Consider the following 26088-nt stretch of genomic DNA (forward strand, 5'->3'; position numbering starts at 1 on the left):
ATCACTCGTCGTCCGCTGTCCCTTCTGCCCGCCAGTAGGCAGCCGCTTTGAGGGCATCTTCCGGCGCACCTTTCTCCAGCAGCAGCGCCTTGGCCTGCCGGGTCAGCGATTTCTCCAGTGCCACCCAGCTGTACAGCTTGCCCTCAGGCAAGTTCAACCCCTGCACCAGCGCCAGTAAATCCTCATCCCGCTTCACCCAGATGACTTCCATTTCAGCCTTGCTCGGCAGAGGTTGGCGCTCCTGCTCATCCTCGATCTGGATGACCGCCAGCACCCGCCGGCCTGCTGGCAGTTCTTCAAGGCGTCGCCCGATGGCCGGAATGGCTGTTTCGTCACCAATGAGCAGGTAGCTGTCGAAGATATCCGGGACCACCATCGAAGCCCGTGGCCCGGCAATGTTCAGCGTCTGCCCCGGTGCAGCCTGTGCAGCCCAGGTTGATGCAGGGCCATCGCCATGCAGGACGAAATCGATGTCCAGTTCATGATTGACCAGGTCGATGCGCCGCGGCGTGTATTCGCGCATGGTAGGCCGCGCGCCGCCGTCGCGGCCCATATTGCGGGCGTCGATGGCCTGTTGTTGTTCGGCTGTTTCGGCGAACAGCAGCTTGATGTGGTCGTCACTGCCCAGGCTGGTGAAGCCTTCCAGCTCGGCGCCTTTGAGGGTGATGCGGCGCATGCGTGGGGTGAGGTCGGTAACCCGCAGTACCTGCAGGCGGCGCTGGCGGATTTCGTGATTGACGCGGTGGATGGTGTCACTCATGGAGGTTCTCCGTGGCAGGGGCGGCCGGCCCGGCGGCGATGGCCTTGGCAGTGTCGTTGAGCAGGGTGCGGACCCGTTCGATTTCTTCCGCTGTCCAGCGGCCGCTGTGCATGTGCAGGGCATGGCGCAGGTTGCCGACCGCTTCGTGAATTTCTGGCGGGCGGTCGTGGCCACGCAGGGCGCGCTTGCTGACTTCAATGCGCATGCGCACGCCGTCCAGGGCCACGGCTTGATCAGCCAGGGCGGTGCGGCCGGCCTGGGTAATGGCGTAGAGGCGTTTGCTGCCTTGCACCTGGCCGCTGATCAGCTCTGCTTCCTCGAGAAAGTTGAGGGTGGGGTAGATAACCCCGGGGCTGGGCGTGTAGCTGCCATCGAACAAGTTCTCGATCTGGCGGATCAGGTCATAGCCGTGGCCAGGTTGCTCGGCCAGCAGCGACAGCATCAACAGCTTGAGGTCGCCGGGGGCGAATACCCTTGGACCGCGTTCACCCCGGCCGGGGCGGCGTTCGAAGGGGTCGTGGGCGGAATGTTCACGCATGGCAGCGAGGCTCCGTGTGTTTAGATATATCGTAAGATATTACTCAAGATATATCTAAACACAAGCGGTCAAATGCCGATGGTTATCATTTAAATTTTAGATGGGTCACTCGCAAGCCTCGCAACCTGCGGCGGTTTGCACGCGTTCGGATTGCCAGGCTCAAGGTACGGCATGAGGATGGGCGCCATCCCCTTGAGCACCTGCACAGGCAGCGCCGAGGTGAACTTGAACGCCTCCGCAGAGCGCCCTGGCACGAAGGCGGTCAGCGTGCCGAAGTGGTTGTCGCCGAGGAAAAACACGAAGGTGGCGGTGCGGTTCAGCGAACGCGAGCCGATCAACCGGCCCCCGGCGCCGAAGCTTTCGATGCGGTTGTCGCCTGTACCGGTCTTGCCGCCCATCACCAGCGGGGTGCCGTCCTGCAGCTTGAAGCTGCCGGAAATACGCCGCGCCGTACCTGCGTCGACCACTTGCGACATGGCGCCTTTGAGTGCCCGGGCCACTTCCACCGGGAGAATTCGCTGGCCACGGTCGGGGTCGCTGTTCAGCCTGGTTTCGTAGGGCGTATCGGCGGCGAAGTGCAGCGTATCGATGCGCAGTGTGGGCAGGCGCACACCGTCGTTCTGAATGATGCCGACCAGCTCGGACAGAGCCGCAGGACGGTCGCCGGAGCTGCCGATGGCGGTGGCCAGTGACGGCACCAGGTGATCGAAGGGGTAACCCACGCTCTTCCAGCGCTGGTGAATATCGAGGAAGGCTTCGATTTCCACCATGGTGCGGATACGGCTGTCCCGGGCACCCTGGTGGCGGCTCTTGAACAGCCAGCCATAGACTTCCTGACGCTCGAAGCGGCTGGCGTTGACCATCTCGGTCAGCGAGGCGCTCGGGTTCCTCAGCAGGTAGCCGAGCAGCCACAGGTCCAGCGGGTGAACCTTGGCGATGTAGCCTTGGTCAGGCAGGTCATATTTGCCGGGGCCGTAGGCCTCGTACATCTCTGCCAGACGGCCATCGGTGAGCCTGTTCAGGGCGACCTTGTTTTCCTTGATATGCGCGCGAACAAATGCATTGAAGGTTTCCTGGCCAGCCGCCGGGAACAGATAGCGGTGTACTGCGGCCAGGCGCTGCGGCGTGACGCGCATGCTGTCGAGGAACGTATCCAGGCGTTGCTGGGAGGTTTTGCGCTGGTACTTCCTCCAGAAGCGCATCAGGTAGCTGGTGCCTTCCTTGTCGGCAAAGCGTGCCAGGTATTCCTGGCGGCGCGGGTCCGAATCGTCCTTGAGCAGCGGCACGCGGTTGAATGGCTGCTGGTAGGTCACGTAGCGCACCAGGTCGCGCATCAGGCGAATGAAGGGCAGGTTGATCGACTCGCGCAGGGCTTCTTTGAGGGTCGGGTTGCGCCTGTTGTCCTCCTTGCGGAAGTTGTTGAACACGTGCATGCCGCCGCCGGTGAAGAACGCTTCGCCGGTGTTGGCCGAGTACTTGCGCTCCAGGGCTGCGTCGAGCATGGCATCCAGGCTCTGGTTCTTGCTGTTCAGCGCCAGCCATTCCAGTGACCATTGGGTGATGCGATCGAGCTCGGCGACCTCGACCTTCTTCAGCTCGGCGGCGGGCATGCCAGCATACTTGTCGTGCAGTTCGGCGATGATCTGCAGATAGGTGGTGAGCACCCGCAGCTTGGCCGTCGAGCCCAGTTCAAGCTTGCTGCCTTCGTTGATGTCGAAGGGCTGGTCGGTGCTGTCAGTCTGTACCCGCACCCGTGAGCCATCGGCGGTGCGTTCGAACAAGGTGAAGCTGTAGCGCACCTGGTCGGTGGTCTTGCTGGTCAGCAGGCGCTCACCGATCAGGCCGATCTGCGCAGCGAATTCAGGGTCGGAGAGGTTCTTCAGGTACTGGCTGACCTGGAGCTGAAGGTCGGCCTGCAAGGTGCTCGTTGCCGAGAGGTCAAGGCGGTCCAGGTCATACAGCGGGCGGTTGAGCATGCCTGACAGGCGGTTGCGAGCCAGGCTGATGCCTTTGTTGGTGATGATCGGAACGATGGTCGGTTGTGCCACCCAGTCGCGGTACAGCGCCTTGCTGGCCAGCGCTGCGTCGGCCAGGGCGCGCTCGATGATGCCGTTGCCAGCGAGCACGCGGATGTGCGAATCAGTGAGTTCGGCCAGTTCGACGCGGCCCTTGGTCAGGTAATGCGAGGGGCGGCGCTGGGCGATCATCAACGACAGCACCTGACGCAATGCCAAGCCACGTGCGGCCATGCTTTCGGGGTCTGTCGCGGTCGAGGTGAGGGCCTGGTTGACCTGGTCGAAATCGGCGCCGTACCACACACGCAGGCCTTCGGCCATGCCATGCACTTCACCATGGCCGGGCACCGCCGACAGCGGCACGCTGTTGAGGTAGTCGCGCACGATGCGCTGGCGTGCCTCGGTGGTATCAGGCCCGCCCTGGTAGGCGCGCACGCTGGCGGAAATCATCTGGCGGATCTTCTCGGCACCGGAGACCGTCAGGCCGTCCGGTGAATGGCGGTATTTTTCCAGCTGCGTGGCCAGCGTGCTGCCACCGGCGGACTGGCCGGGCAAGGCCAGGTATTTGGCCACCTGGCTGTAGGCGGCCTTGGCGAAGCGCGGCCAGTCGACTGCCGGGTTGTTTTTCGGGTCCTTCGGGTCCAGCAGGTCGCGGTTTTCGATGAACAGCAGGCTGTTGACCATCACCGGTGGGATTGCGGCGAAGTTCGGATACAGGTATTGCGGGTAGTTGTACTGGTACAGCGTGTCGCCGCGGCAATCGATGATCGACAATCCGGCCTGGATTTTCTCGATGTAGGGCGCGAACAGGCCGTGGTCCACGTAGTTCATCAAGGCAGGCGAAAACCGTACCTGCTCGCTGATCAGGTAGTCGCGCTTGAGCAGGCGCGGCAGGAACTCGCCCAGCGCGCTATAGCCCAGACGTTTGTCGAACGGCCCCTCGCCGGGGTAGACGATGGCGTCACTGGGCCCCGGCTGCAGTGAATAGGTAAGGGTGCTGGCCAGCTTGCTGAACTCGCGGGACTGCAGGTCGGACGTACGGAACTCGTCATAGGCGGCAAAGCCGATGGCGGTGATCGCCACCAGCAGGATCAGCAGGATCAGCCGCCACCAAAGCCGACGCTGACGTGGGGACTTTGGCTGCGGCGTGTCGGCCAGAGGTGTTTCGGGTGCTTCCGTTCTGGATGGTTCCGATTGCCACAGTGCGCCCATAGTCTTCAATCCGGCCAGGTATTTTCGTCTTGCTTGTCTGAAGCTTAGACGTTGAAGGCAGTAGGTGAAAAATTTGTAGAAAGTGCAGAAACCCCATGTGGGATATGCGCCTTTGGTGTGGGTTTCTTCTTACAACCAAGTTGCTAGGGTAGTGGGGGTGAGCCAGGAGGCAGCGGTAGGTCTGCGGGTTTCTCTCCAAATTTTGAGTTATTTATAGTGAAAAGCCCTACAGCGAGCTTCCTATACTGCTCGGCCCCTTCGCCCTGCCGGGCCGCTCTACACCGGCACACGGGCCGGCCCACAAGGCCAGCCTGGCAAGCCAACGCCACGCCTATCGGCATGGCCGGCGCTGCACGAAGGTCAAATCCAATAACAAAATGAGGTTGTATTGCTATGCCCGTCGGCAACCACCCTGCCCATGGCGAGACCGCACAAGGCGGCCCGCTCAAGCGTGAACTGGGCGAACGGCACATCCGTCTGATGGCGCTAGGCGCCTGTATCGGCGTCGGTCTTTTCCTCGGTTCGGCCAAAGCCATTGAGATGGCCGGCCCCGCGATCATGCTTTCCTACATCATCGGTGGCCTGGCGATCCTGGTGATCATGCGTGCCCTCGGCGAGATGGCCGTGCACAACCCTGTCGCCGGTTCGTTCAGCCGCTATGCCCAGGACTACCTTGGCCCGTTGGCGGGCTTTCTGACCGGTTGGAACTACTGGTTCCTGTGGCTGGTGACCTGCGTCGCGGAAATCACCGCCGTGGCCATCTACATGGGCATCTGGTTCCCGGACGTGCCACGCTGGATCTGGGCCCTGGCGGCGCTGGGCAGCATGGGCGCGGTGAACCTGATCGCGGTCAAGGCTTTCGGCGAGTTCGAATTCTGGTTTGCCTTGATCAAGATCGTCACCATCATCGCCATGGTCCTGGGCGGCATCGGCATCATCGCCTTCGGCCTGGGCAACGACGGTGTGGCAGTCGGTATCTCCAACCTGTGGAGCAATGGCGGGTTCATGCCCAATGGCGTGACCGGTGTGCTGATGTCGCTGCAGATGGTGATGTTCGCCTACCTGGGCGTGGAAATGATCGGCCTGACTGCCGGCGAAGCCCGCAACCCGCAAAAAACCATCCCGCAGGCCATTGGCTCGGTGTTCTGGCGCATTCTGCTGTTCTACGTCGGTGCCTTGTTCGTGATCCTGTCGATCTACCCGTGGAATGAAATCGGCAGCCAGGGCAGCCCGTTCGTCATGACCTTCGAGCGCCTGGGTATCAAGACAGCAGCCGGCATCATCAATTTCGTGGTGATCACTGCCGCGCTGTCGTCCTGCAACGGCGGTATCTTCAGCACCGGGCGCATGCTCTACAGCCTGGCGCAAAATGGCCAGGCGCCAGCCGTCTTTGCCCGTACTTCGAAAAACGGCGTGCCACGTAACGCGCTGCTGCTGTCCATCGGTGCCTTGCTGCTGGGGGTGCTGGCCAACTACCTGGTGCCAGAGAAGGTGTTCGTCTGGGTGACGTCGATCGCCACCTTCGGCGCGATCTGGACCTGGGTGATGATCCTGCTGGCGCAGCTCAAGTTCCGCGCCGGGCTGTCGGCCGCCGAGCGCAAGGGCTTGAAGTACCGCATGTGGCTGTGGCCGCTCAGTTCCTACCTGGCGCTGGGCTTCCTGGTGCTGGTGGTTGGCTTGATGGCGTACTTCGAGGATACCCGTGTGGCGCTGTACATTGGCCCGGCGTTCCTGGTGCTGCTGACGGTGCTGTACTACGCGTTCCGCCTGGCGCCGAAAGAACTACAGGGTGTAGCCGGTAACGCTTCCTGATGTGAGATAGCCGTGGCCGCTTTGCGGCCCTTTCGCGACACATCCCGGTAGATGCCGTCTTGTGTCGCGAAAGGGCTGCGCAGCAGCCCCAGGGGTCTATCAGGCCGCCACCTCACTGTGCGGCTCGAAGCTGTCCGCCCGCGCCAGCTGCCACATCCGCGAATAGAACTGCCCGTCCACCTCGCCAGTCAGCAACTCCCCCGGCTTCAAGAACACATGCATCTGCGAGAACAGCTTGATTTCGGTAGCCGACACGCGCCGCACCAAGTGCTTGGCTTCCAGTTGCGCGGGGTGTTCCAGGCCGGCCGCTGCGAGCATTTCTGCCAGGGCGCGCAAGGTGTTGTGGTGGAAGTTCACGACCCGCTGGGCTTTGTCCGGGACCACCAGCGCACGCTGGCGCAACGGGTCTTGTGTGGCCACGCCCGTGGGGCATTTGTTGGTATGGCAACTCTGCGACTGGATGCAGCCGATGGCGAACATGAAGCCGCGAGCAGAGTTGGCCCAGTCGGCACCGATGGCCAGCACGCTGGCGATGTCGAAGGCGCTGACGATCTTGCCGCTGGCGCCAAGCTTGATCTTGTCGCGCAGGTTCAGGCCGACCAGGGTGTTGTGCACGAACAGCAGCCCTTCGCGCAGCGGCACACCGATATGGTCGGTGAACTCCACCGGTGCGGCACCGGTACCACCTTCCTTGCCATCGACCACGATGAAGTCGGGCAGGATGCCTGTTTCCAGCATGGCCTTGGCGATGCCCATGAATTCCCACGGGTGGCCCAGGCAGAACTTGAAGCCCACCGGCTTGCCGCCGGACAGCTCACGGAGACGGGCGATGAACTGCATCATCTCGATGGGTGTGGAGAACGCGCTGTGGCGGGATGGCGAGATGCAGTCCTCACCCATGAGAATGCCGCGGGTCTCGGCGATTTCCCGGGTGACCTTGTGCTTGGGCAGGATGCCGCCGTGGCCGGGCTTGGCGCCCTGGCTCATCTTGATCTCGATCATCCGCACCTGCGGGCTGCGCGCCTGGGCGGCAAAACGCTCGGGGTCGAAGCGCCCGTCCGCTGTGCGGCAGCCGAAGTAGCCGCTGCCCAGTTCCCACACCAGGTCGCCGCCGTGTTCGCGGTGGTAGGGGCTGATGCTGCCTTCGCCGGTGTCATGGTGGAAGTTGCCCAGCTTGGCCCCTTGGTTGAGCGCGCGGATGGCATTGGCACTCAGCGAGCCAAAGCTCATGGCGGAAATGTTGAAGATCGATGCCGAATAGGGCTGGCTGCACTGCGGTCCGCCAATGATGATCCGGAAGCTTGAGGGGTCGGCCAGCGGGGCCGGGCGCATGGAGTGGCCGATGAACTCGAAGCCAGACTCGTACACGTCGATCAGCGTACCGAAGGGCTTGTCCGACGCTTCGTTCTTGGCCCGCGCGTACACCAGCGAGCGCTGGGCGCGGGAGAAGGGCAGGGCATCGCTGTCGGCTTCCAGCAGGTACTGGCGGATCTCCGGGCGAATGCCCTCGACCAGGTAGCGGATGTTGCCCAGTATCGGGTAGTTGCGGCGTACCGCGTGGCGTTGCTGCAGCAGGTCGAACAAACCGATCAGGCTGAGCACGGCCGTAATCAGGGTGAACGGCCACAGCCATTCATGGTTCAGGAACGGCAGGCTCGCCACGGTGAACAGAACACAGGCGGCAAACACGGCATAGCGACTGAGAAGTGACAGGCTCATACGGGGTCCTTACGATGGCGCGGTCAGGCTCAGGGCCTGGGGCAAACCCCGACCATAGCCCGGTTGCGCAGCGCTGAACATGAAAATCGGGGTATCGAAAATCATTCGCGCAGCAGTTTCTGCCGCCACCGTTGCTGCTCTTCATTCGTCGCTTGCACCAGGTAGGCGTAGCGGTTGGCAACTCGCACTGCCACCGGCACGCCATCGCGGTACAACACACGATTGCCACCGGCCGCCGGCACCTTCGCTCCGGGCAGCAGCGACCCGATCAGGTTCAGTGGGTCACTGGCACTGACCACCACCAGCGCGCCCTCCATCTCGCGCCGGCGTACCTGGCGCAGCAGCCCGACCGCTTCGGGCAGGGCGAACTGCTCCCCGGCCAAGCCGGCGATGAAGCGCCCGCCGCGAATCTCGCCGCGCGCCTCAAGCCGGTGGCAGCAGCGCAGCAGCTCACGCCAGGGTGGCAGCACATCACTCTCGCGCTCCAGCAGCCGCCAGCAGATCACGCCATAGCGTCTTAACAGGGTGCGGGCGAGGTGTTCCAACCGTTGCCCGTTGTCCACTTCGGCATTGCCCCTGCGTAACAGCGCCCAGCGCCCGGCGTGCGCCATGCTGGTGGAAATCGGCGCATGGCCGCGCCGGCTGTTGCGCGATGAGCGTTTCGCCGCCGGGGTGATAAGGCTACGCAGCCCGGTAAAGCTGTCGGCACTTGCAAGGCCAGAACCGACCAATTCCTGTAACGCCGTTTCCAGCTCGCTGGGCAACAAGTGGGCTTGCTGGGTCAGTTCGTCGAAGAACAGAGCGCCATGCGCCTGCAATACCTGATGCACACGTTGCGCACGCGGGCTTAGCTCGTCCAGAGCCGGCGCAGGTACAAGGCTGCGCCACAAGCCCAGGTGTTGACGTGGCAACAGCACCAGCGGCGTACTCGCCAGCGTACTGCTCGACACTTTGCCCGCCAGGCGGCTCCAGGCGAACTGCCCGCTACGGCACGCCTCGTCGAGCCAGTGAATGCTGTAGTCCTTGATCCGTGCCGGCAGCAGCTCTGCCTCCCAGGCGCCGGCCGCGGCTGGGAAACCCTGCAACTGCTCAAGCACCTCGGCCACAGCGTGCGGCCCACGCAATTTTTCGTCGGCCGCAAGGTGCTGCCAGTCAAACACAAAGCGCATGAAGTCCTGCAGGCTTACCGGCTCGATCTCCCGGCGCAGGCGTTTGACTGTGTAGCGATGGATACGCGCCAACAGGTGGCGTTCGCACCATTGCCGTTGCACCTCACCTGGGCTGAACTGGCCGCGCAGTACGTAGCCCTCTGCTTCCAGGCGGGCCAGTGCCTGTTCGATGGCTGCCTGCGGCTTGCCCAGTGGTGCCGCGATCTGCGCCAGGGTCAGCGGGCCGTGGCCGCTCAGGCGGGCGCGCAGCAGCTCGCTCAGTGCACTGTCCGGGTCCAGGGCCTGGTCGAAGCCGGGGAGCACGTGGAGGGCGGGCTCCAGACGTGCATCCGGATACAGCGCTTGGAGCAGGCTCAGGCGCTCGCGGGCCAGCCACAGGTGTTCGTCGGGCAAGCGTAACGCCCGGCCCGCCTTGGCCAGTTGCCTGAGCAGCAAGCCCCAGGTCGGGTTGGCCTGGACTTCGTGCTGGCTGATGGCGCCCAGGGTCATCAAGGCTTCGTGCATTTCGTCGGCGCTGCCGGGTTGCGGCCAGGCCTCTGCCTGGACAGCGCTGATGGCATCGGCGTCCAGCGCGCCCAGGTCGTCGCCACTGTGCACCTCGTTCCAGCGTCGGTTGAGTACCGCCTGGGTTCGGCGCTCCTCCAGCGGTGCATCATCAAGGAACGCATATGGCCTGGCGTTGAGGATGGCCGAGGCCAGCGGCGAGGGGGCCGGCAGGTCGCGGCTCAGCAAGCGCACCTGGCCACTTTCCATGCGCCTCAACAGTGCCATCCAGCCCTCGCTGTCCATGGCTTCGTGCAGGCAGTCGTCGAGGGTCTGCTCGATCAGCGGGTGATCCGGGATTTGCCGTTCACCGACGATGTTTTCCAGGCAGGCGATCTGGTCGGGGAACACGGCGGCAATCAGGTCTTCGCTTTTCATTCGCTGGATCTGCGGCGCCACCTTGCGTCCCCCGACGTAGCGCGGCAAGGCCATTGCCACTGCCGCGTTCCAACGCCAGCGCACCCCGAACAAGGGCGCATCGAGCAGGGCCTGGATGAGAATGTGCTCGGCGTTGCGGCTGGACAGGTAGCGCCAGACTTCGTCCAGCTCGAAACTGTGGCTGGTCGACAGTGACAGCACGATGGCGTCCTCGCTGGCTGCCGCCTGCAATTCGAAATTGAACGTGCGGCAGAAGCGTTTGCGCAGCGCCAGGCCCCAGGCGCGGTTGATGCGGCTGCCGTAGGGCGAATGGATGATCAACTGGGTGCCACCGGATTCGTCGAAGAAGCGCTCCATCACCAGCGTGTGTTGCGAGGGCAGGGCGCCCAGCACTTCACGGGTACGCCCCAGGTAATCGAGCAGTTGGCTGGCGCAGGCCTCGTCCAGTGCATAAGTACTTTGCAGCCATGACAGCACTGGGGCAAAAGCGCCGTTACTCAGCCCCAGTTGCTCATCGAGACGTGCCTGCAGGCGGGCAACGGCGGCGGACAATTCGTCACTGCGTCCCGGCGCCTCTCCTAGCCAGAACGGAATGGTCGGCGGCAGGCCGTGGGCGTCTTCGACCCTTACCCGGCCGGGTTCCACCCGCAGGATCCGATAGGACGCATTGCCCAACTGAAAGATGTCGCCAGCAATGCTCTCCACGGCAAAGTCTTCGTTGACGCTGCCGATGTTCAGCGCCTGCGGCTCCAGCAGCACAGCGTAGTCGGCGGTTTCGGGGATGGTGCCGCCGCTGGTGAGCGCGGTCAGCTGGCTACCGCGGCGCCCGCGCAAGGTGCCGCTCACCGCGTCGCGGTGCAGGTAGGCGCTGCGAATGCCTTGGCGTCCGTTGTAGCCTTCGGCGAGCATGCTTAGCAGCGCTTGGTAGTGCTTGGTGTCCAGCTCGGTGTAGGGCGTTGCCTTGCGCAGGCAGTCGAACAATGCCTGTTCCTGCCACGGCTGGTTGCTGGTTTCGGCGACGATCTGCTGGGCCAGTACGTCCAGTGGCGCATGGGGTATGTGCAACTGCTCGAGCTCGCCCTGTTGCACACAGTCGAGCAGGGCCGTGCACTCGATCAGGTCATCCCGCGAGGTGGCGAACAGGCGCCCTTTGGGGATGCCTTCGACCTGGTGCCCGGAGCGGCCGACCCGCTGCAAGAACGCGGCGATGGAGCCTGGCGAGGCGATCTGGCAAACCAGGTCGACATCACCGATATCGATACCCAGCTCCAGGGAAGCCGTGGCGACCAGCACCTGCAACTGGCCGTTTTTCAGGCGCTGCTCCGCATCCAGGCGCAGCTCCTTGGCCAGGCTGCCGTGGTGTGCGGCCACGGCCTCTTTGCCAAGGCGGTCGCTGAGGTGGCGGGTGAGGCGTTCGGCCAGGCGCCGAGTGTTGACGAATACCAACGTGGTGCGGTGTTCACGGGCCAGAGCTGCCAGGCGATCGTAGACCAGGTTCCACACATCCGTGGCCATGACCGCGCCCAAGGGCACGGGGGGCACTTCAAGGGCAAGGTCGCGCTGGCGGGCGTGGCCGATATCGACGATTGCGCAAGGGCGTTGGTGGCCGGCCAGAAACGCGGCCACGCGCTCCACCGGGCGCTGGGTGGCAGACAACCCTATGCGCCGCAGCCCCCGCCCGGTGAGCGCTTGAAGGCGCTCCAGCGTCAGTGCCAGGTGGGCGCCGCGCTTGTTGCCGGCCAAGGCGTGAATCTCATCGACGATCACCGTGTGCACGCCGCTCAGGCCAGCGCGGCCCGAGGCAGAGCCCATCAGCACGTAGAGCGACTCGGGCGTGGTCACGAGGATTTGCGGGGCCAGTTTGCGCATGGCCGCGCGTTCTTTTTGCGGTGTGTCGCCGGTGCGTACGGCAGTGGTGATGCGCGGCGGCGTCAGCCCCTGGTCTAGCAGTGCCTGGCTGATGCCTTCGAGCGGCGCCTGCAGGTTCAGGCGAATGTCATTGGACAGTGCCTTGAGCGGCGAAACGTACACTACCTGGGTTTGCGCGGGCAGTTCGCCGTTGTGTTCAAGGCCCTCACGGAACAGCTCGTCGAGCACCGCGAGAAAGGCGCTTAAGGTTTTGCCCGAGCCGGTCGGCGCGGCCAGCAGCATCGATTGGCGGGCGTGAATCAACGGCCAGGCGCGGGCCTGGGCGTCGGTGACCGTGGCGAAATGGCGACGGAACCAGGTGCCGATGGCGGGGAGGAACAGCTCAAGCACCGGGTGCTGTTGGGCAGGCAGGTTCATGAGAAGGTTATGGAGGGTCGCTGGCGGATTGGCAAGGGGCCGTTCGTCTGTGAAGCCGGCTTGCCGGCGACAGGGCTCCATGGGATCCTCACGGGCTTTAAGAGTGAGCCTGACCATGCCCAACGTTATCCGCATCGCCGCTGCCCTGTTGATCGACCCACTGGGTCGAACCCTGCTGGTACGCAAACGTGGTACTCAGGCGTTCATGCAGCCTGGGGGCAAGATCGATGCGGGTGAAACGCCGCTGGACGCACTGGTGCGCGAACTGCATGAGGAATTAGGGTTGCGCATTGACCCTGCTTGGGCCATCCCGCTGGGCCGTTTCAGCGCACCGGCCGCCAACGAGCCCGGCTTTGAGGTGCAGGCCGAGCTGTTCCGGGTCGACAGCGCCGAGGCCGTGGTCCCGGCGGCGGAAATCGAGGAAGTGATCTGGCTGGCCGCTGACCAGGCACCGATGCCTGAGTTGGCGCCGCTGACCCGTGATCTGATACTGCCGCTCTACCGCAAGGCCCTCAGCGTACCGCGCTGACCCCATCGAGCGTGGCGAACGAGGTGTCCTTGGCGGTGAGCAGGAAGTCGCGCATGTAGGGAGCGTCGAGCATGTCGGTGCGTACTCCCGCATAGAGTGTGGCGAACAGGCCTTTCTCGCCCAGGCGCTTGCCCTTCACATACCCGCGCGAACTGTACTCATGCAGCGCCCAGTGCGGCATGCCACACACTCCGCGGCCGCTGGCCACCAGTTGCATCATCATCACCGTCAGCTCCGAGGTGCGTACGGCCGCCGGCTCGATGTCGGCCGGCTCCAGGAAGCGGGTGAAGATGTCCAGCCGGTCGCGCTCCACCGGGTAGGTGATCAGCGTCTGGTCGAGCAGGTCCTGGGGCACGATGTAAGGCTTGCTGGCCAGCGGGTGCTGGTTGGCCACGGCGAGCATGGCTTCATAGGTGAACAGCGGCACGTAAGTGATGCCGGCAAGGTCCAGTGGGTCGGAGGTCACTACCAGGTCCAGGTCGCCACGGGCGAGGGCGGGCAGCGGCGCGAATGCGAAGCCCGAAGCCAGGTCCAGCTCCACTTCCGGCCAAGCATCACGGAACTGGTCGATGGTGGGCATCAGCCATTGGAAGCAGCTGTGGCATTCGATGGCCATGTGCAGGCGCCCGGCAGTACCCCCGGCTAGGCGGGCGATGTCACGTTCCGCACCACGCAGCAGCGGCAGGGTGGCATCTGCCAGTTGCAGCAAGCGCAGGCCGGCGCTGGTGAAGCGGATAGGTTTGGTCTTGCGTGCGAACAGCGGCAGGCCCAGGCGTTCTTCAAGCTCCTTGAACTGATGCGACAGCGCCGACTGGGTCAGGTGCAGACGCTCGGCAGCCTCCACCAGGCTATCGGCCTCGCGCAGGGCATGAAGGGTTTTCAGGTGGCGGATCTCCAGCACGGCTGACTCCGAGAGCATAATTTGAGTGAACAGAGAATGAGTTGAGTTTCCCTCATGTTGGTCCCGCTGTCGACTGGACCTTGCGCCGCACCACTGGGCGGGCTTCATCAAACTGTCACGGAACTGTGGCAGCGCGCCCGAACGATTTTCATCAGACTCGCGCTCTACTGGGGATCTGCATTCTGGTGTTTCTTTCATGCGGGCTTTTTTGCTTTTTTTCTTGTTCCTTGTCAGCGTGCCGGCGAGCTTCGCCGATCAGCGTTGTGACACTCAAGTACCGGTCCAACGGGCCGAAGCAGGCGATCTGAGCCTGGTTTACCAAAGTGTCGGCGCGCCACGGGACCCGGCTTTGCTGCTGGTCATGGGCTTGGGTGGGCAACTGATCCACTGGCCGGATGATGTGGTCGAGGCCTTGTGTCGACAAGGCTTTCGGGTCATTCGCTACGACAACCGTGACGTTGGCCTGTCGCGCTGGAACCAACAGCCTCCCTCGGCCAATCTCACGGTCGAGCTGTTGCGCTACAAGTTCGGCCTGCCGGTTGCCGCGCCCTATACGCTGACCGACATGGCGGGTGACGGGCTGCGCCTGATGGACACATTGGGGATTGGTCAATTCCATGTTCTGGGTGTCAGCATGGGTGGGATGATCGCCCAGCACATGGCTGCAATGGCGCCGGAGCGGGTGCGCAGCCTGACACTGGTCATGTCCAGTTCTGGCGCTGCAGGCCTGCCGGCGCCAGCCCCAGCGCTGGTGCAGTTGCTGGCCCGGCGCAGTGCGCCGACTCGGGAAGTGGCCATCGAGCAGCAGGCCGACCTGCTGGCGGCGTTGGGCAGCCCCCAGGTGCATGATGACCGGGCCGCTTTGGTACAGCAGGCCGCGCAGGCCTATGACCGGGCGTTCAACCCTGAAGGTGCCAAGCGTCAGATCATGGCGATCCTGGCCGAGCCAAGCCGGGTAGCGCTGCTCAACCAGCTGCGCGTACCGACATTGGTGGTGCATGGGACGGCTGACCCTTTGTTGCCGGTGATGCATGGGGTGCACCTGGCGGCGCATATCCGCGGTAGCCAGCTGCGGCTGATCCCGGGGTTGGCACATCGGTTCCAGGAGCCCTTCAAGGCACCGTTGCTGGGGGCCGTGCTGCCTTACCTGCAGTCACATCGCGAGGACGTGACACATATTGCCGGGTTATGAAAGTGGCGTAGGCCTTCCTCTCGCAGACGTTCAGCCCAGCCCGTACTTTTTCACTTTGTCGAACAGCGTGGTCTTGGCCATGCCCAGCTCCTGGCTGGCCTGGCTGAGGTTGCCGCCGGTGCGTTGCAGGGCATCGCTGAGCAGATTGCGCTCGAACGCCTCTACCGCTTCGGCAAAGCCCAACCCTTGGCTGGCGCCACCGCTCGGGCCTTTCTTGAACGCTGGCAGGCCCAGGGCATAGCGCTCGGCAACGTTGCGCAGTTCCCGCACATTGCCGGGCCAGTCATGGGCCATCAGGCGCGACAGGGTCTGGCTGTCCAGTGTCGGCATGTCCCGGTCGAAGCGCAGCGCCGACTGCTGCAGGAAGTGTTCGAACAGTTGCAGGATATCTTCACGGCGCTCGCGCAGTGGCGGCAACTCCAGGGTTACCACGTTGAGGCGGTAGTACAGGTCGCTGCGGAACTGCCCACTCTGGCCGAGCTGGTCGAGGTCGGCCTTGGTTGCGGCGATCACCCGGCAGTCCACCGCAATGCTCTGGTTCGAGCCCAGGCGCTCCAGGGTGCGCTCCTGCAGTACCCGCAGCAGTTTGATCTGCAGGTTGATCGGCATGCTCTCGACTTCATCGAGGAACAAGGTACCGCCATTGGCGTGCTCGATCTTGCCGATACGGCGCTTGCCTGCGCCGGTGAAAGCGTTGGCCTCGTGGCCAAAGATTTCGCTCTCGAACAGGTTTTCCGGCAGGCCGCCACAATTGAGCGCCACAAACGGTTGGTTCTGGCGCCGGCTGAAATCGTGCAGGCAACGGGCGACCAGCTCTTTGCCGGTACCGGTCTCGCCTTCGATCAGCACGTTGGCCGAGGTGTCGGCAACGTTAGCGATCAGCTCACGCAATTGCTCCATGGCGGGCGAGCGGCCGATGATGCGGCCTTCCAGGCTGCTCTGTTCGGCCAGTTGGCGGCGCAGGGCCAGCACTTCGCGCGATAGCCCGCGCTGTTCGAGCGCGCGGCGCACCACGTCGACCAGGCGTTCCGGCGAAAAGGGCTTCTCCATGAAGTCGTAGGCACCATTGCGCATGGCGCCGACGGCCATGTCGATATCGCCATGGCCGGTGATCAGTACCACCGGCAGGCTGCGGTCGCGCGCCTTGAGGCGGTTGAGCAGTTCCAGGCCGTCGATGCCCGGCAGGCGGATGTCACTGACGACGATGCCGGCGAAGTCATCACCGATCCGTTCCAGCGCCTGTTCGGCGCTACCGACACCCTCGCAGGCGATGTCTTCCAGGGCCAGCGCCTGCTGGCAGCCGAGCAGCACATGCGGGTCGTCTTCAACGATCAGGACGGTAAGAGGCGCTTGGTTCATGGGAGCTCTGCCGATTCATTAGGGGGGGACACCAGCGGCAGGGCGAGAACGAAGGCCGTTCCGCCACTGACAGGGTGCTCGACGTTGAGGCTGCCCTTGGCGGCGGCGGCAAGGCTCGCCGACAGGGTCAGGCCCAGGCCCAGGCCGTGCTCGCCCGGTTTGGTGGTGAAGAAGGGTTCGAACAGGTGCTTGCGCGCCTCGTCATCAATGCCGTGGCCATTGTCGCGTACCCGCAGGCGGTACTTGTCGCCTTGCAACTCGCCTTCCAGCCAAAGCTCAGGTGCCGGCTGGGCAGCCATGGCGTCCAGGGCATTGCCGATCAGGTTGACCAGAATCTGCTCCAGGCGGGTCTGGTCAATGGCCAGTTGCAGGTCGTCGAACTGGCTGTGCAGCTTCAGGTGGCAGCCACTGATGCGACTGGCCAGCACCTGCAAGGTGGCCTCCACGGCCTTGGCCAGCGATGCCTGGCCGCGGTCGTCACCACGCCGGGCGAACGAACGCAGGCTGGCGGTGATGCGGCCCATGCGGTCGATCAGTTCGTTCATGGTGCGCAGGTTGGTACTGGCGGTGTCCAGCGCGCCGCGTTCGAGAAAGCGCACGGTGTTGCCGGACAGTGTCCGCAGCGCCGCCAGCGGCTGGTTGAGCTCGTGGGCGATGCTGGTGGACATCTGCCCGATGGCTGCCAATTTGCCGGCCTGAACCAGTTCGTCCTGGGCGTGGCGCAGGGTTTGCTCGGCGTGACGGCGTTCACGGATCTGCCCCTTGAGCCTTTCGTTGCTGGCGCGCAGGTCGGCGGTGCGCTCGGCAATGCGCCGCTCCAGCTGGCTGTTGGCTTCTTCGAGCGCTTCGCGTGCAGCCAGGCGGGTGGCGATCACCTTGCGCCGCTCGTTCCAGGCGATACCCAGGATCGCCAGCAGGGCGAACGCCACGCCTACCAGAATGCCTTGCACCATCGATTCGCGGCGCAGGTCCTGCAGGGGAGTGAGCAGGGTGAAATGCCAGGGGGTATCCACCAGGCGCCGGGTTTGCGCCAGGTAGGCCACCTCCTGCGCTTTGCCGTGGGCGGTTTCACTGTTGGCCGGGAAGGTCAGCTTCTCTACGCCATCGGCCAGCGTCTCGCGGGCCAGCGGCTGCAGCTCGTTCAGCGGCCACCAGTAATATTGCAGGCTGCGCGCCAGGCGCTCCTTGATCTGCGGGGTCATGGGGCGCACCGACTTCAGGCGCCGCGCCGGGTCGCTGGAGAGGATGATGATGCCGTTTTCGTCGCTGACGAACGCTTCCAGGCGGGCGCGTTGCCAGCGTTCTTCCAAGGTGTCCAGGCGCACCTTGATCACCGCCACGCCGATGATCTTGCCGTGTTCTTCCAGGCCATGGGCCAGGTAATAGCCGGCCTCGCCGGTGGTGCTGCCAATGCCGTAGAAACGGCCCGGCTCGCCGCGCACGGCGGTCTGGAAATAGGCGCGGAAGGACAGGTCTTCACCGAGGAACGAGTCGGCATCGCGCCAGTTGCTGGTGGCCTGTACCCGGCCATTGGTATCGAGCACGAAGATAGCCCGGCTGCGGCTGCGGCGGTTGAGGCCTTCGAGGTATTCGTTGACGGCCTGGCGTGAGCCGCCGTCTGGGTCGGTGAGCAGGTGCGAGACGCTGTCTTCCAGCTCCAGCAGGCTCGGCAGGTAGGTGTACTTGCTGATTTCACTCTCGACCGTACGCGCGTGCAACTCCAGCTGGCGCTCGCCGTTTTCACTCAGGGCGCGTATGCCATTGCTTTCGCTGATCAGGTAGCCAGACAGGCCCAGCCCGACCATCAGCAGGATGATCAGGGGCGGCAGCAGCAATTGGCGGATCAGGCGGGATTTCACGGCAGGCTTGGCAGGGAGAAGTAGCGAGGGGTCGCATTTCATCACAGTGGCCTTGTCACGACCAGCATCCGCTGCCCGGTGGGGCCCGGGGCAGCAGATACTGTGGCCGGCTTAGTGTTGCAGGATCTTGCTGAGGAAGTGCTGGGTGCGTTGGTCGCGGGTACCCTGGTCACCGAAGAACTCTTCCTTGGTGCAGTCTTCGATGATGCAGCCTTTGTCCATGAAGATGACCCGGTTGGCGACCTTGCGGGCGAAGCCCATCTCGTGGGTCACGCACATCATGGTCATGCCTTCGTTGGCCAGCTGCACCATCACATCCAGCACCTCGCTGACCATTTCCGGGTCCAGCGCAGAGGTCGGCTCGTCGAACAGCATGACGATCGGGTCCATGGCCAGGGCGCGGGCGATCGCCACACGTTGCTGCTGGCCACCAGAGAGCTGGCCGGGGTGCTTCTTGGCATGGGCGCTGAGGCCGACCCGTTCGAGCAGGGCCAGGCCCTTCTTGGTGGCCTCCGCTTCGCTGCGGCCCAGTACCTTGCGCTGGGCGATGGTCAGGTTCTCGGTGATGGTCAGGTGCGGGAACAGCTCGAAGTGCTGGAACACCATGCCGACCCGCGAGCGCAATTTGGGCAGGTTGGTCTTGGGGTCGGCAATCGAGGTGCCATCGACCACGATGTCGCCCTTCTGGAACGGCTCCAGGGCGTTGACGCACTTGATCAGCGTGGATTTACCCGAGCCCGAAGGGCCGCACACCACCACCACTTCACCTTTCTTGACCTCGGTGCTGCAGTCGGTCAGTACCTGGAAGTCGCCGTACCACTTGTTGACGTTCTTGATGGAAATCATACGGTGATCCTTTTTTGCAGGCGCTTGACCAGCCACGAAGCGGAGAAGCTGATGAGGAAGTAGACGACCCCGGCGAAGATCAGGAACTCATGGGAGCGCCCGATGATGTCGCCGTTGGAACGTGCCGAGTTGAGGAAGTCCACCAGGCCCACGGTGTAGACCAGCGAGGTGTCCTGGAACAGGATGATGCTCTGCTGCAGCAGCAGCGGGGTCATCTTGCGGAAGGCCTGGGGCAGGATGATCAGGCGCATGGTCTGGGCGTAGTTCATGCCCAGTGCCTGTGCCGCGCCCATCTGGCCTTTGGAGATCGACTGCACGCCGGCGCGGACGATTTCGCAAAAGTACGCGGCCTCGAACATCATGAAGGCGACCACGCAGGAGGTGAAGGCACCCACCGGGGTGTCCTCGCCGGTGATCCAGCGCAGCACGAACGGCACCGCCAGATAGAACCAGGTGATCACCAGCAGCAGCGGGATCGAGCGGAAGTAGTTGACGTAGGCACCGGCGATGTTCGAAAGCAGCTTGTTCGAAGACAAGCGCATCAATGCCAGGAGGGTGCCCAGCACGATACCGCCGATCACGCCCATGACCATCAGTTTGAGGGTCATGACCATACCTTCCCAGAGGGCAGGCAGGGCCGGGATGATTTCGCTGAAATCCATTTCCATTTACTTGCCCCCCACGGAAATCAGGCCAGGCACGGCGACTTTCTTCTCGACCAGGCGCATCAGCAGCATCAGGCCCATGTTCAGGGTGAAGTAGATCAGCGTAGCCAGGGTGAACGCCTCGAACAGGTTGGCGGAAAACTCTGCGGTCTGCTTGGTCTGTGCCAGCAGCTCCATCAGGCCGATCAGCGAGGCTACCGAAGAGTTCTTGAACACGTTGAGGAACTCGGAGGTGAGCGGCGGAATGATGATCCGGTACGCTTGAGGCAACAGCACGTTGTTATAGATCTGCGGCAGGCTGAAGCCCATGGCGCGGGCGGCAGCTTCCTGACCGCGCGGCAGTGCCTGGATGCCGGTGCGTACCTGTTCGCAGACGCGGGCTGCGGTGAATAGGCCCAGGCAGATGACCACGCTGATCAATGCCGAGGTGGTCGGGTTGAGGTCCTGCTTGAACCATACCTGCAGGCCCTCAGGCAGCAGGTCTGGTACCAGGAAGTACCAGATGAACAGTTGCACCAGCAGCGGCACGTTGCGGAACAGCTCCACGTAGGCGGTTGCGATACCCGATACCAGGCGGTTCGGCACGGTACGCATGACGCCAAGGAGCGAGCCCAGCAGCAGCGCGATGATCCAGGCGGAAATGGCGATGGCGATGGTCCAGCCCAGGCCGGTGATGTACCAGTCCAGATAGGTTTCGCTGCCCACGCCGGTGGACTTGAAGAACACGCCCCAGTCCCAGTTGTAATTCATCGGGATTTCCCCTCAGACGGTTGTTTCACGGGCACCTTCGAGCATCCGGGGGCGCTTGGCGCCCTCGGATGAAAGGTTAGACACTAATGAGTGGCTTGCAGCGTTGATTCGTGCGCTTGCGCACCAGGCCACTAACTGAGGATCAGGATTTCTTCTCGTCTGCGGCCTTGTCGGTCGGCTCGGCGATCAGCTTTTTCAGTTCGTCGCTCATCGGGAACTGAAGGTTCAGGCCTTTTGGCGGAATCGGCTGCTGGAACCACTTGTCGTAGCTCTTGTTGACTTCGCCCGACTTGAAATAGCCCACGATGGCATCGTCGACGGCTTTCTTGAAGGTCTCGTCGCCCTTGCGCATCATGCAGCCATAGATCTCGTAAGACTGTGGCGTTCCGGTGATCACCCAGTCCGCAGGCTTGCGCGCTTTGGCCATTTCACCGGCCAGCAGAGCGTCGTCCATCATGAAGGCCACGGCACGGTTGCTTTCAAGCATGTTGAAGGCTTCACCGTGGTCCTTGGCGGAAATCACGTTCATCTTCATCTGCTTGTCGGCGTTCATCGCCTTGAGGATGCGCTCGGAGGTGGTGCCGGCGGTGGTCACCACGTTCTTGCCGGCCAGATCCGGGAAGTCTTTATAGGACGGCTGACCATCCTTGACCTTGGTCAGCAGGCGCGTGCCGACTTCGAAGATACCCACCGAGAAGGCGACCTGCTGCTGGCGCTCGACGTTGTTGGTGGTGGAGCCGCATTCCAGGTCGACGGTGCCGTTCTGCACCAGCGGGATACGGGTTTGCGAAGTGACCAGGTTGTAACGGACCTTGATGTCAGTACCCAGTTGTTTCTTCAGGGCTTCGACCACTGCCAGCTGGATGTCATGGGAGTAACCCACGGGTTGCGGCTTGCCAGCCAGGTAGGAAAACGGAATGGAGGAGTCACGGTGCCCCAGGGTGATGGTGCCCGACTCCTTGATCTTCTTCAGGGTGCCGGTCAGCTCCTCGGCCATGGCGGGCGAAGCGATGACTGCAGCCGCGATGGCGGCCCCCAGCAATTGACGAACGATACGCATCAAATTTTCCTCGACGTGTTTGTTTTTTTTATGGAGCCGTTGGCGGACTCTTTCGTTCAACGCATGCAGCATGAAGCGTTGTGCATTCGGCTTCCAAGTGTAGAGCATGACTCGTGCCAAGCTCTCACAATGATCATAACCCCGCGAAAAGCCTGGGCATGAACCCTATATGAAGGTTTTTGCGCAAAGCTCCGTGGTCGGAACGCCGAATGAGTGCCTCTATTGCGTTCGGCAATCCGAACGGTGGGCGCCTCGCAGAGTCCGTGGCGTCAGCTTTAAATAACACCCCTGCATGAAAAGCACATGTTGAGCTTGCTGCCTCATTATCAGGAGCTCATTTCGTGTCCGTCATTGCGATCCCTTCCGATTCCGTCGATGCCTTCATTGCCCGACAGCTTGCGCCCTGGCTGAGAACCGCCAATGTCGATCTTCTTCTGACCTTCCACAGGGCCCTGCGCCTTGAGCAGGACGCCGCTGAGCATGTCAAAAACAGGTTGGCGAGCATTCCCAGCCTGGAGGCCTTCGCCTCGCCGTTGCTAGAACGGGCCATGCGGGCCAAAGGCCTGGCCAACGTCGATGTGCGCAGCATGCAGGTCTGCATCGAGGACGATGTGCCCATGCCCAGCGCAGCGCCACGCCTGCATACCCCCTGGAGGACACTGCACAGTGCGCAATCCTTGTTGACCGCGGCGCTGCACAACTTTCATGAAAGCGAGACCACGCCGTCGCTCCATCGCCGAGCCTATCTGCAGGACGGCCATGGGGTACGGCTGCCGCTGGCGTTCGAGGTGTTTGCCCGCTGCTGCAGAGACTTGGATATTGGCGGGCAGTATCAACAACTGCTGCGCTCGCAACTGTTCCCCAAAAGCAGGCCCACCGCGCCGGAGGATTTTGCCCGTTTAGCGGTGGAGCGGATGTTCGAAGAAAGCCTGCGCGCCAAGCTGGACGTTGCCGTGCGTATGGCAAGGATCAAGTGCGAACTCGACGAGGAGGACTACCTGCGCTTGTTGCCCGTCTTCGCAAGCAAGCCGACCGTGCCGGCGGTGCCAGGTGTTGTTACACCTCGCCAGTTGTTTCTGTTGGGCAAGCGTATCCATGGGGCGGTCACCCTGGAGTTGCGCGAGAACGCCGAAGGGCCACTTGTGGGGGTCGTCAGCTGGATACCGCAGGACCCGTATCGGCCGGTGGCCAGGCATGCCTCCTGGGACGCCTTGTACCAATCGTTGGCCAAACGACTGCTTGCGCCGCATTACCGGTCCTTTTTCAGAAGATTCATCAGTGAACGTGACCGACCAGCCTTCACTGCCACCCTGGAGCGCCTGATCAAGGCAAGCAGCGCGCAAGTGCCAGCTGTTCTGGATGGGCGTAACTTTGCGATCGATACGCCTTTGTTCGCCTATTTACGCGGCTTGCAGGTCGACAAGATGCTTGACGATGCAAGAGTCCTGGCGGTACCCACCGGCGACCAAACTGCTATCGAGCGCCATCAGCGGCTGGAGGCTCTCGAAAGTGCGGGGCTCGATGCGCTGAACCTGGCTGCGCTGTTCATTCCGGTGTTAGGGCAGGTGATGTTCGCCGTGGCTGCAGTAGATGTGGTCAGCGAAGTCTACAAAGGTTACACCGATTGGCGGATAGGCGACCGCCAGGGGGCACTGGATCATCTGTTTGGCGTGGCGCAGAACCTTGCTGTCGGTGCCGTGGTGGGCGTCGGGGTGGCAGGTGCGGGCCGGCTGCTTGAACGGGTCCCGTTTGCCGATGCGCTCACGCCCCTGCACGAAGGCGAAGGTCGGTTGAGGTTGGCGCACCGGCCGGTTTCGGCTCACTATCTCGATGGAGGAGGGGAGCTGTTGCGCAGGTTTGGCGGGGACTTTGCGCAAGCATCTGACCAGACCGCCGAGACGGTGCTTCGCCTGACCGGACTTGAGCACAATCAATTGCGCCATCTGCACTTGCAGGAAGCGCCTGCTCCAGCCCGGCTGGTAGAGGCTTATGCACGTCACGAGTGCCTTGAACTGGATCCTGACCTGCGAGGCGCCGCTCTCGAACGGGAACTGGCAGCTCGGCAAGGGCCGCCCTCTGCTGCTGGCGCCATGCTGATCAGGGTCTTCCCAGGTCTGTCGGTGCGTTTCGCTGAAGAAATTCTTGGGCTGGCAAGCGGTGAGCAAATCAAGGCGCTGCTGGCCAGTGGCCGTGTACCGCTGGCAATGGCCGAGCGCGCACGCTGGTACTTGCAGGAAAGTCGGCTTGACCGAGCATTGATGGGGTTCGAGCACCCGGGTGCGGTCACTGCCGATACCCAGCGACTGGCTCTGGAGTTGATCGATGAACTGGCTCCCTGGCCGCAGTCGGTGCGTATCGAGCTGCGCCAGGGAGAATCGGGCGGTCGCCTATTGGCGGCAAAGGGTGGCAGCGATGCGTCGCGAATCAGATGTGTCATCCAGACCGACCAGGGTTATCACTTGAGTGATGCCACCGCGTTAGCCCCTGCCCAGGGTTATATGCCGTGCCTGCTCCTTACCCTCGAGGAAAGCCAGAAAATGGTGCTGGGGGGTGATCGGATGACGGCCCGTGAGCTGGGCGAAAGGCTTTCTCGAAAGGCCAGCGCTGATCGGCAGAAGTCAGCGAAGTTGATGGGCCTTGAACCTATCGCCGAGCGCTATCGACCGCCGCGACGAATTGCCGACGGTCGTATCGGCTATGTGCTCAGTGGCGGTGGCGAGAGCAGCCGCCAAGCGATCCGGCGTGGCATACATGATATTTTCCCTACCTTGACCGATGCGCAACTGGACGCTTACATACGCGACCTGATGCACCGCCAAATCGGGCTCTGGGACCACCTCAGCCGTCTTCAGCAGCAGTTGGAAAGCCTGCGTGGGGCGCTTGATGCCTGGCGGCGACAGCGCGTGGGCTTCATGGATGGGCTTCGACGAGAACGCATAGCCAACCAGATCCGTCGCGCCTGGCGGCGCAAGACGGCAGGCCTTGCCGGTGACGATTACGTCCTGCATCTCGATGGTGAGCAGGTGGGCAGTTTGCCGAGCCTTCCGGCAGACATCGAGTTCAGCCATGTTCGGCGTTTGACGTTGCGCAACATGCGCCTTGAGCAGGTAGATGAAGATTTTCTGCGCAGGTTCACGCATATTCGCGAGCTGGATCTGCGGGACAACGAGCTGACCACCTTGCCGGTTGGCCTTGAACGCTTTACCGAACTGCGGACCCTGCGGCTGTCGGGTAATCGGATTACCGTTGATGATGCGGGCAGTCAAAGGCTGGCAAGCCTGACGCTGCTTCGGCAACTCGATCTGAACTATAACCCGTTGGGCCAGGTGCCTGACCTCTCAGGGTTGCGCAACTTGCGTGAAGTGTCGCTGCGAGCAACCGGGCTGCAAGGCTTGCCAGACGATGGCCTGATGCCCTGGAGAGGGTTGGTGGATGTTCGCGAGAACCAGATACGCCAGGTGAACGGGCACTTGCGCAGCCTTAGCGATCGACTGCAACGAGTCTCAGTGCATGACAACCCTCTGGATGAAGGGAGTCAGGAACTGCTTGCCAGCAGCAGTGTTGCGGCCGCTCAACGTCGTCACTCCTACCAGCACGCCATCGCCGACAACACCCTGCTCGATCGTTGGGTGGGTGACGTAAACGACGATGTGCGCATCCGGCGCGCGCAGGTCTGGACAATGCTGTCCGAGGAACCCCAGTCTGCTGACCTGTTTCGCTTTCTGGCAGATTTCGCAGGCTCGGATGACTTCCTCGATCATCCGCGTTACTACCGCGCAAGGGTATGGCGGATACTCGAGCTTTGCGCGGACAACACCGATGTGCGCGAAGCCGTGTACTGGCAGACGCAAGGGCAAAGGACGTGCGAGGACCGGCTGCTATTGATCCTCAGTCAATTGGAAGTCAATACCCATATTGCCTTGCACACCGCAGGCGAAGAAGGCGCGCGGGCCGAGGCGACCTTGTTGAGGCTGGGGCGCTCGCTTTATCGCCTGGACGCTGTGGACAGTATTGCCGCTCGGCATATCCAGGAAATGCGCCAGGACCCATTTGCCGCTGTGGATGACATCGAGGTTTACCTCGCCTACCGGGTCCACTTGGCTGAAATGCTCGACCTGCCGGCGCAACCCCGGCATATGAATTACTTTGAGCACAGCGGTGTTACGCGCGCACGGATCATGCGGGCGGGCAATACCGTCATCGCCGGTGAAAACATCGACGTGTTAAGCAATGCACTGGCGCAACGAGAGTTTTGGCAAGGGTTTGTGCGCAATCTCAATCCCGAGCGCTTCGAAGCCCTGGCCGCGCCGTATCATGAACAGCTGGAAGCCTATGAGCGTCAGGCTGGCGAGTCGGGTGAGCAGCAGTACCTTGAGCACGCTGCGGCATTGATGGAAGCGCTCAATAGCGAGGAACGGGCCCTTTACCTGGCATTGGCAAAAGAGGCGTATGGGCGGGAAGCCTGAGCGTAGGGCGACCGCCATGCGGTCGCCCT

The 26088-nt window shown here is 62.9% G+C and carries 16 protein-coding genes; 4 read left to right on the forward strand and 12 right to left on the reverse strand.

Features of this window, described 5'->3' with window-relative positions:
• Position 1: 1 nt before the first annotated feature.
• The 3 genes from JOE27_RS21830 to JOE27_RS21840 all read right to left on the reverse strand — a co-directional run bounded on the left by JOE27_RS21830 (position 2) and on the right by JOE27_RS21840 (position 4525).
• Positions 2 to 760: a siderophore-interacting protein gene (locus JOE27_RS21830; protein WP_204919879.1), complete on the reverse strand. Its 759-nt coding sequence runs from the start codon at positions 758 to 760 to the stop codon at positions 2 to 4.
• Positions 753 to 1298: a PadR family transcriptional regulator gene (locus JOE27_RS21835; protein ID WP_039603315.1), complete on the reverse strand. Its 546-nt coding sequence runs from the start codon at positions 1296 to 1298 to the stop codon at positions 753 to 755. The genes JOE27_RS21830 and JOE27_RS21835 overlap by 8 nt, the downstream gene beginning before the upstream one ends.
• Positions 1299 to 1387: 89 nt before the next feature.
• The gene (locus JOE27_RS21840; protein ID WP_204919881.1) at positions 1388 to 4525 is read right to left on the reverse strand and encodes a transglycosylase domain-containing protein; all 3138 of its coding nucleotides are present in this window, start codon (positions 4523 to 4525) and stop codon (positions 1388 to 1390) included.
• Positions 4526 to 4918: 393 nt separating this feature from the next.
• Here JOE27_RS21840 and JOE27_RS21845 point away from each other — a divergent pair, with 393 nt between their 5' ends.
• On the forward strand, positions 4919 to 6337 hold the full coding sequence (locus tag JOE27_RS21845) for an amino acid permease (RefSeq protein WP_115273707.1): 1419 nt from the start codon (positions 4919 to 4921) through the stop codon (positions 6335 to 6337).
• Positions 6338 to 6436: 99 nt separating this feature from the next.
• Here JOE27_RS21845 and JOE27_RS21850 read toward each other — a convergent pair whose 3' ends face one another.
• Positions 6437 to 8056 (reverse strand): FMN-binding glutamate synthase family protein, encoded by a 1620-nt coding sequence (locus JOE27_RS21850; RefSeq protein ID WP_046787779.1) that lies wholly within the window; start codon positions 8054 to 8056, stop codon positions 6437 to 6439.
• Between the two features lie 101 nt (positions 8057 to 8157).
• Positions 8158 to 12432, reverse strand: coding sequence for a DEAD/DEAH box helicase (locus JOE27_RS21855; RefSeq protein WP_204919883.1), 4275 nt, complete (start codon positions 12430 to 12432; stop codon positions 8158 to 8160).
• A 115-nt stretch (positions 12433 to 12547) separates the two neighbouring features.
• Between JOE27_RS21855 and JOE27_RS21860 the strand changes: the two genes are divergently transcribed.
• Positions 12548 to 12961 (forward strand): NUDIX domain-containing protein, encoded by a 414-nt coding sequence (locus JOE27_RS21860; protein ID WP_125924231.1) that lies wholly within the window; start codon positions 12548 to 12550, stop codon positions 12959 to 12961.
• On the opposite strand, the gene metR is transcribed toward JOE27_RS21860, so the two are convergent.
• A complete protein-coding gene (gene metR / locus JOE27_RS21865; RefSeq protein WP_012313012.1) occupies positions 12945 to 13862 on the reverse strand; it encodes a transcriptional regulator MetR in 918 nt (305 codons plus the stop codon). The genes JOE27_RS21860 and metR overlap by 17 nt on opposite strands.
• Positions 13863 to 14058: 196 nt before the next feature.
• Between metR and JOE27_RS21870 the strand changes: the two genes are divergently transcribed.
• The gene (locus JOE27_RS21870; protein ID WP_119688358.1) at positions 14059 to 15054 is read left to right on the forward strand and encodes an alpha/beta hydrolase; all 996 of its coding nucleotides are present in this window, start codon (positions 14059 to 14061) and stop codon (positions 15052 to 15054) included.
• Between the two features lie 30 nt (positions 15055 to 15084).
• Here the strand turns inward: JOE27_RS21870 and JOE27_RS21875 are convergent, their stop codons facing one another.
• The 6 genes from JOE27_RS21875 to JOE27_RS21900 form a co-directional block, all read right to left on the reverse strand.
• On the reverse strand, positions 15085 to 16413 hold the full coding sequence (locus tag JOE27_RS21875; RefSeq protein WP_046787775.1) for a sigma-54 dependent transcriptional regulator: 1329 nt from the start codon (positions 16411 to 16413) through the stop codon (positions 15085 to 15087).
• Positions 16410 to 18314 (reverse strand): ATP-binding protein, encoded by a 1905-nt coding sequence (locus JOE27_RS21880; RefSeq protein WP_174142055.1) that lies wholly within the window; start codon positions 18312 to 18314, stop codon positions 16410 to 16412. The genes JOE27_RS21875 and JOE27_RS21880 overlap by 4 nt, the downstream gene beginning before the upstream one ends.
• Before the next feature lie 69 nt (positions 18315 to 18383).
• Positions 18384 to 19118: an amino acid ABC transporter ATP-binding protein gene (locus JOE27_RS21885; RefSeq protein WP_174142054.1), complete on the reverse strand. Its 735-nt coding sequence runs from the start codon at positions 19116 to 19118 to the stop codon at positions 18384 to 18386.
• Positions 19115 to 19786: an ABC transporter permease subunit gene (locus JOE27_RS21890; protein WP_012313017.1), complete on the reverse strand. Its 672-nt coding sequence runs from the start codon at positions 19784 to 19786 to the stop codon at positions 19115 to 19117. The genes JOE27_RS21885 and JOE27_RS21890 overlap by 4 nt, the downstream gene beginning before the upstream one ends.
• Positions 19787 to 20533, reverse strand: coding sequence for an amino acid ABC transporter permease (locus JOE27_RS21895; protein WP_046787772.1), 747 nt, complete (start codon positions 20531 to 20533; stop codon positions 19787 to 19789). It abuts the gene before it with no gap.
• Between the two features lie 142 nt (positions 20534 to 20675).
• Complete coding sequence (locus JOE27_RS21900; protein ID WP_115273713.1) at positions 20676 to 21593, reverse strand: glutamate/aspartate ABC transporter substrate-binding protein; 918 nt, start codon at positions 21591 to 21593, stop codon at positions 20676 to 20678.
• Positions 21594 to 21934: 341 nt separating this feature from the next.
• Between JOE27_RS21900 and JOE27_RS21905 the strand changes: the two genes are divergently transcribed.
• Positions 21935 to 26059: an NEL-type E3 ubiquitin ligase domain-containing protein gene (locus JOE27_RS21905; RefSeq protein ID WP_204919885.1), complete on the forward strand. Its 4125-nt coding sequence runs from the start codon at positions 21935 to 21937 to the stop codon at positions 26057 to 26059.
• Positions 26060 to 26088: the final 29 nt, after the last annotated feature.

This window comes from Pseudomonas sp. M5 (assembly GCF_016907075.1).
In the GTDB taxonomy this organism is placed as follows: Bacteria; Pseudomonadota; Gammaproteobacteria; order Pseudomonadales; family Pseudomonadaceae; genus Aquipseudomonas; species Aquipseudomonas putida_E.

Bases quoted from the DNA above. Each gene is read 5' to 3' on its own strand.
- JOE27_RS21830 (WP_204919879.1), bottom strand. From the start codon at position 760: ATGAGTGACACCATCCACCGCGTCAATCACGAAATCCGCCAGCGCCGC.
- JOE27_RS21835 (WP_039603315.1), bottom strand. From the start codon at position 1,298: ATGCGTGAACATTCCGCCCACGACCCCTTCGAACGCCGCCCCGGCCGG.
- JOE27_RS21840 (WP_204919881.1), bottom strand. From the start codon at position 4,525: ATGGGCGCACTGTGGCAATCGGAACCATCCAGAACGGAAGCACCCGAA.
- JOE27_RS21845 (WP_115273707.1), top strand. From the start codon at position 4,919: ATGCCCGTCGGCAACCACCCTGCCCATGGCGAGACCGCACAAGGCGGC.
- JOE27_RS21850 (WP_046787779.1), bottom strand. From the start codon at position 8,056: ATGAGCCTGTCACTTCTCAGTCGCTATGCCGTGTTTGCCGCCTGTGTT.
- JOE27_RS21855 (WP_204919883.1), bottom strand. From the start codon at position 12,432: ATGAACCTGCCTGCCCAACAGCACCCGGTGCTTGAGCTGTTCCTCCCC.
- JOE27_RS21860 (WP_125924231.1), top strand. From the start codon at position 12,548: ATGCCCAACGTTATCCGCATCGCCGCTGCCCTGTTGATCGACCCACTG.
- JOE27_RS21870 (WP_119688358.1), top strand. From the start codon at position 14,059: ATGCGGGCTTTTTTGCTTTTTTTCTTGTTCCTTGTCAGCGTGCCGGCG.
- JOE27_RS21875 (WP_046787775.1), bottom strand. From the start codon at position 16,413: ATGAACCAAGCGCCTCTTACCGTCCTGATCGTTGAAGACGACCCGCAT.
- JOE27_RS21880 (WP_174142055.1), bottom strand. From the start codon at position 18,314: ATGAAATGCGACCCCTCGCTACTTCTCCCTGCCAAGCCTGCCGTGAAA.
- JOE27_RS21885 (WP_174142054.1), bottom strand. From the start codon at position 19,118: ATGATTTCCATCAAGAACGTCAACAAGTGGTACGGCGACTTCCAGGTA.
- JOE27_RS21890 (WP_012313017.1), bottom strand. From the start codon at position 19,786: ATGGAAATGGATTTCAGCGAAATCATCCCGGCCCTGCCTGCCCTCTGG.
- JOE27_RS21895 (WP_046787772.1), bottom strand. From the start codon at position 20,533: ATGAATTACAACTGGGACTGGGGCGTGTTCTTCAAGTCCACCGGCGTG.
- JOE27_RS21900 (WP_115273713.1), bottom strand. From the start codon at position 21,593: ATGCGTATCGTTCGTCAATTGCTGGGGGCCGCCATCGCGGCTGCAGTC.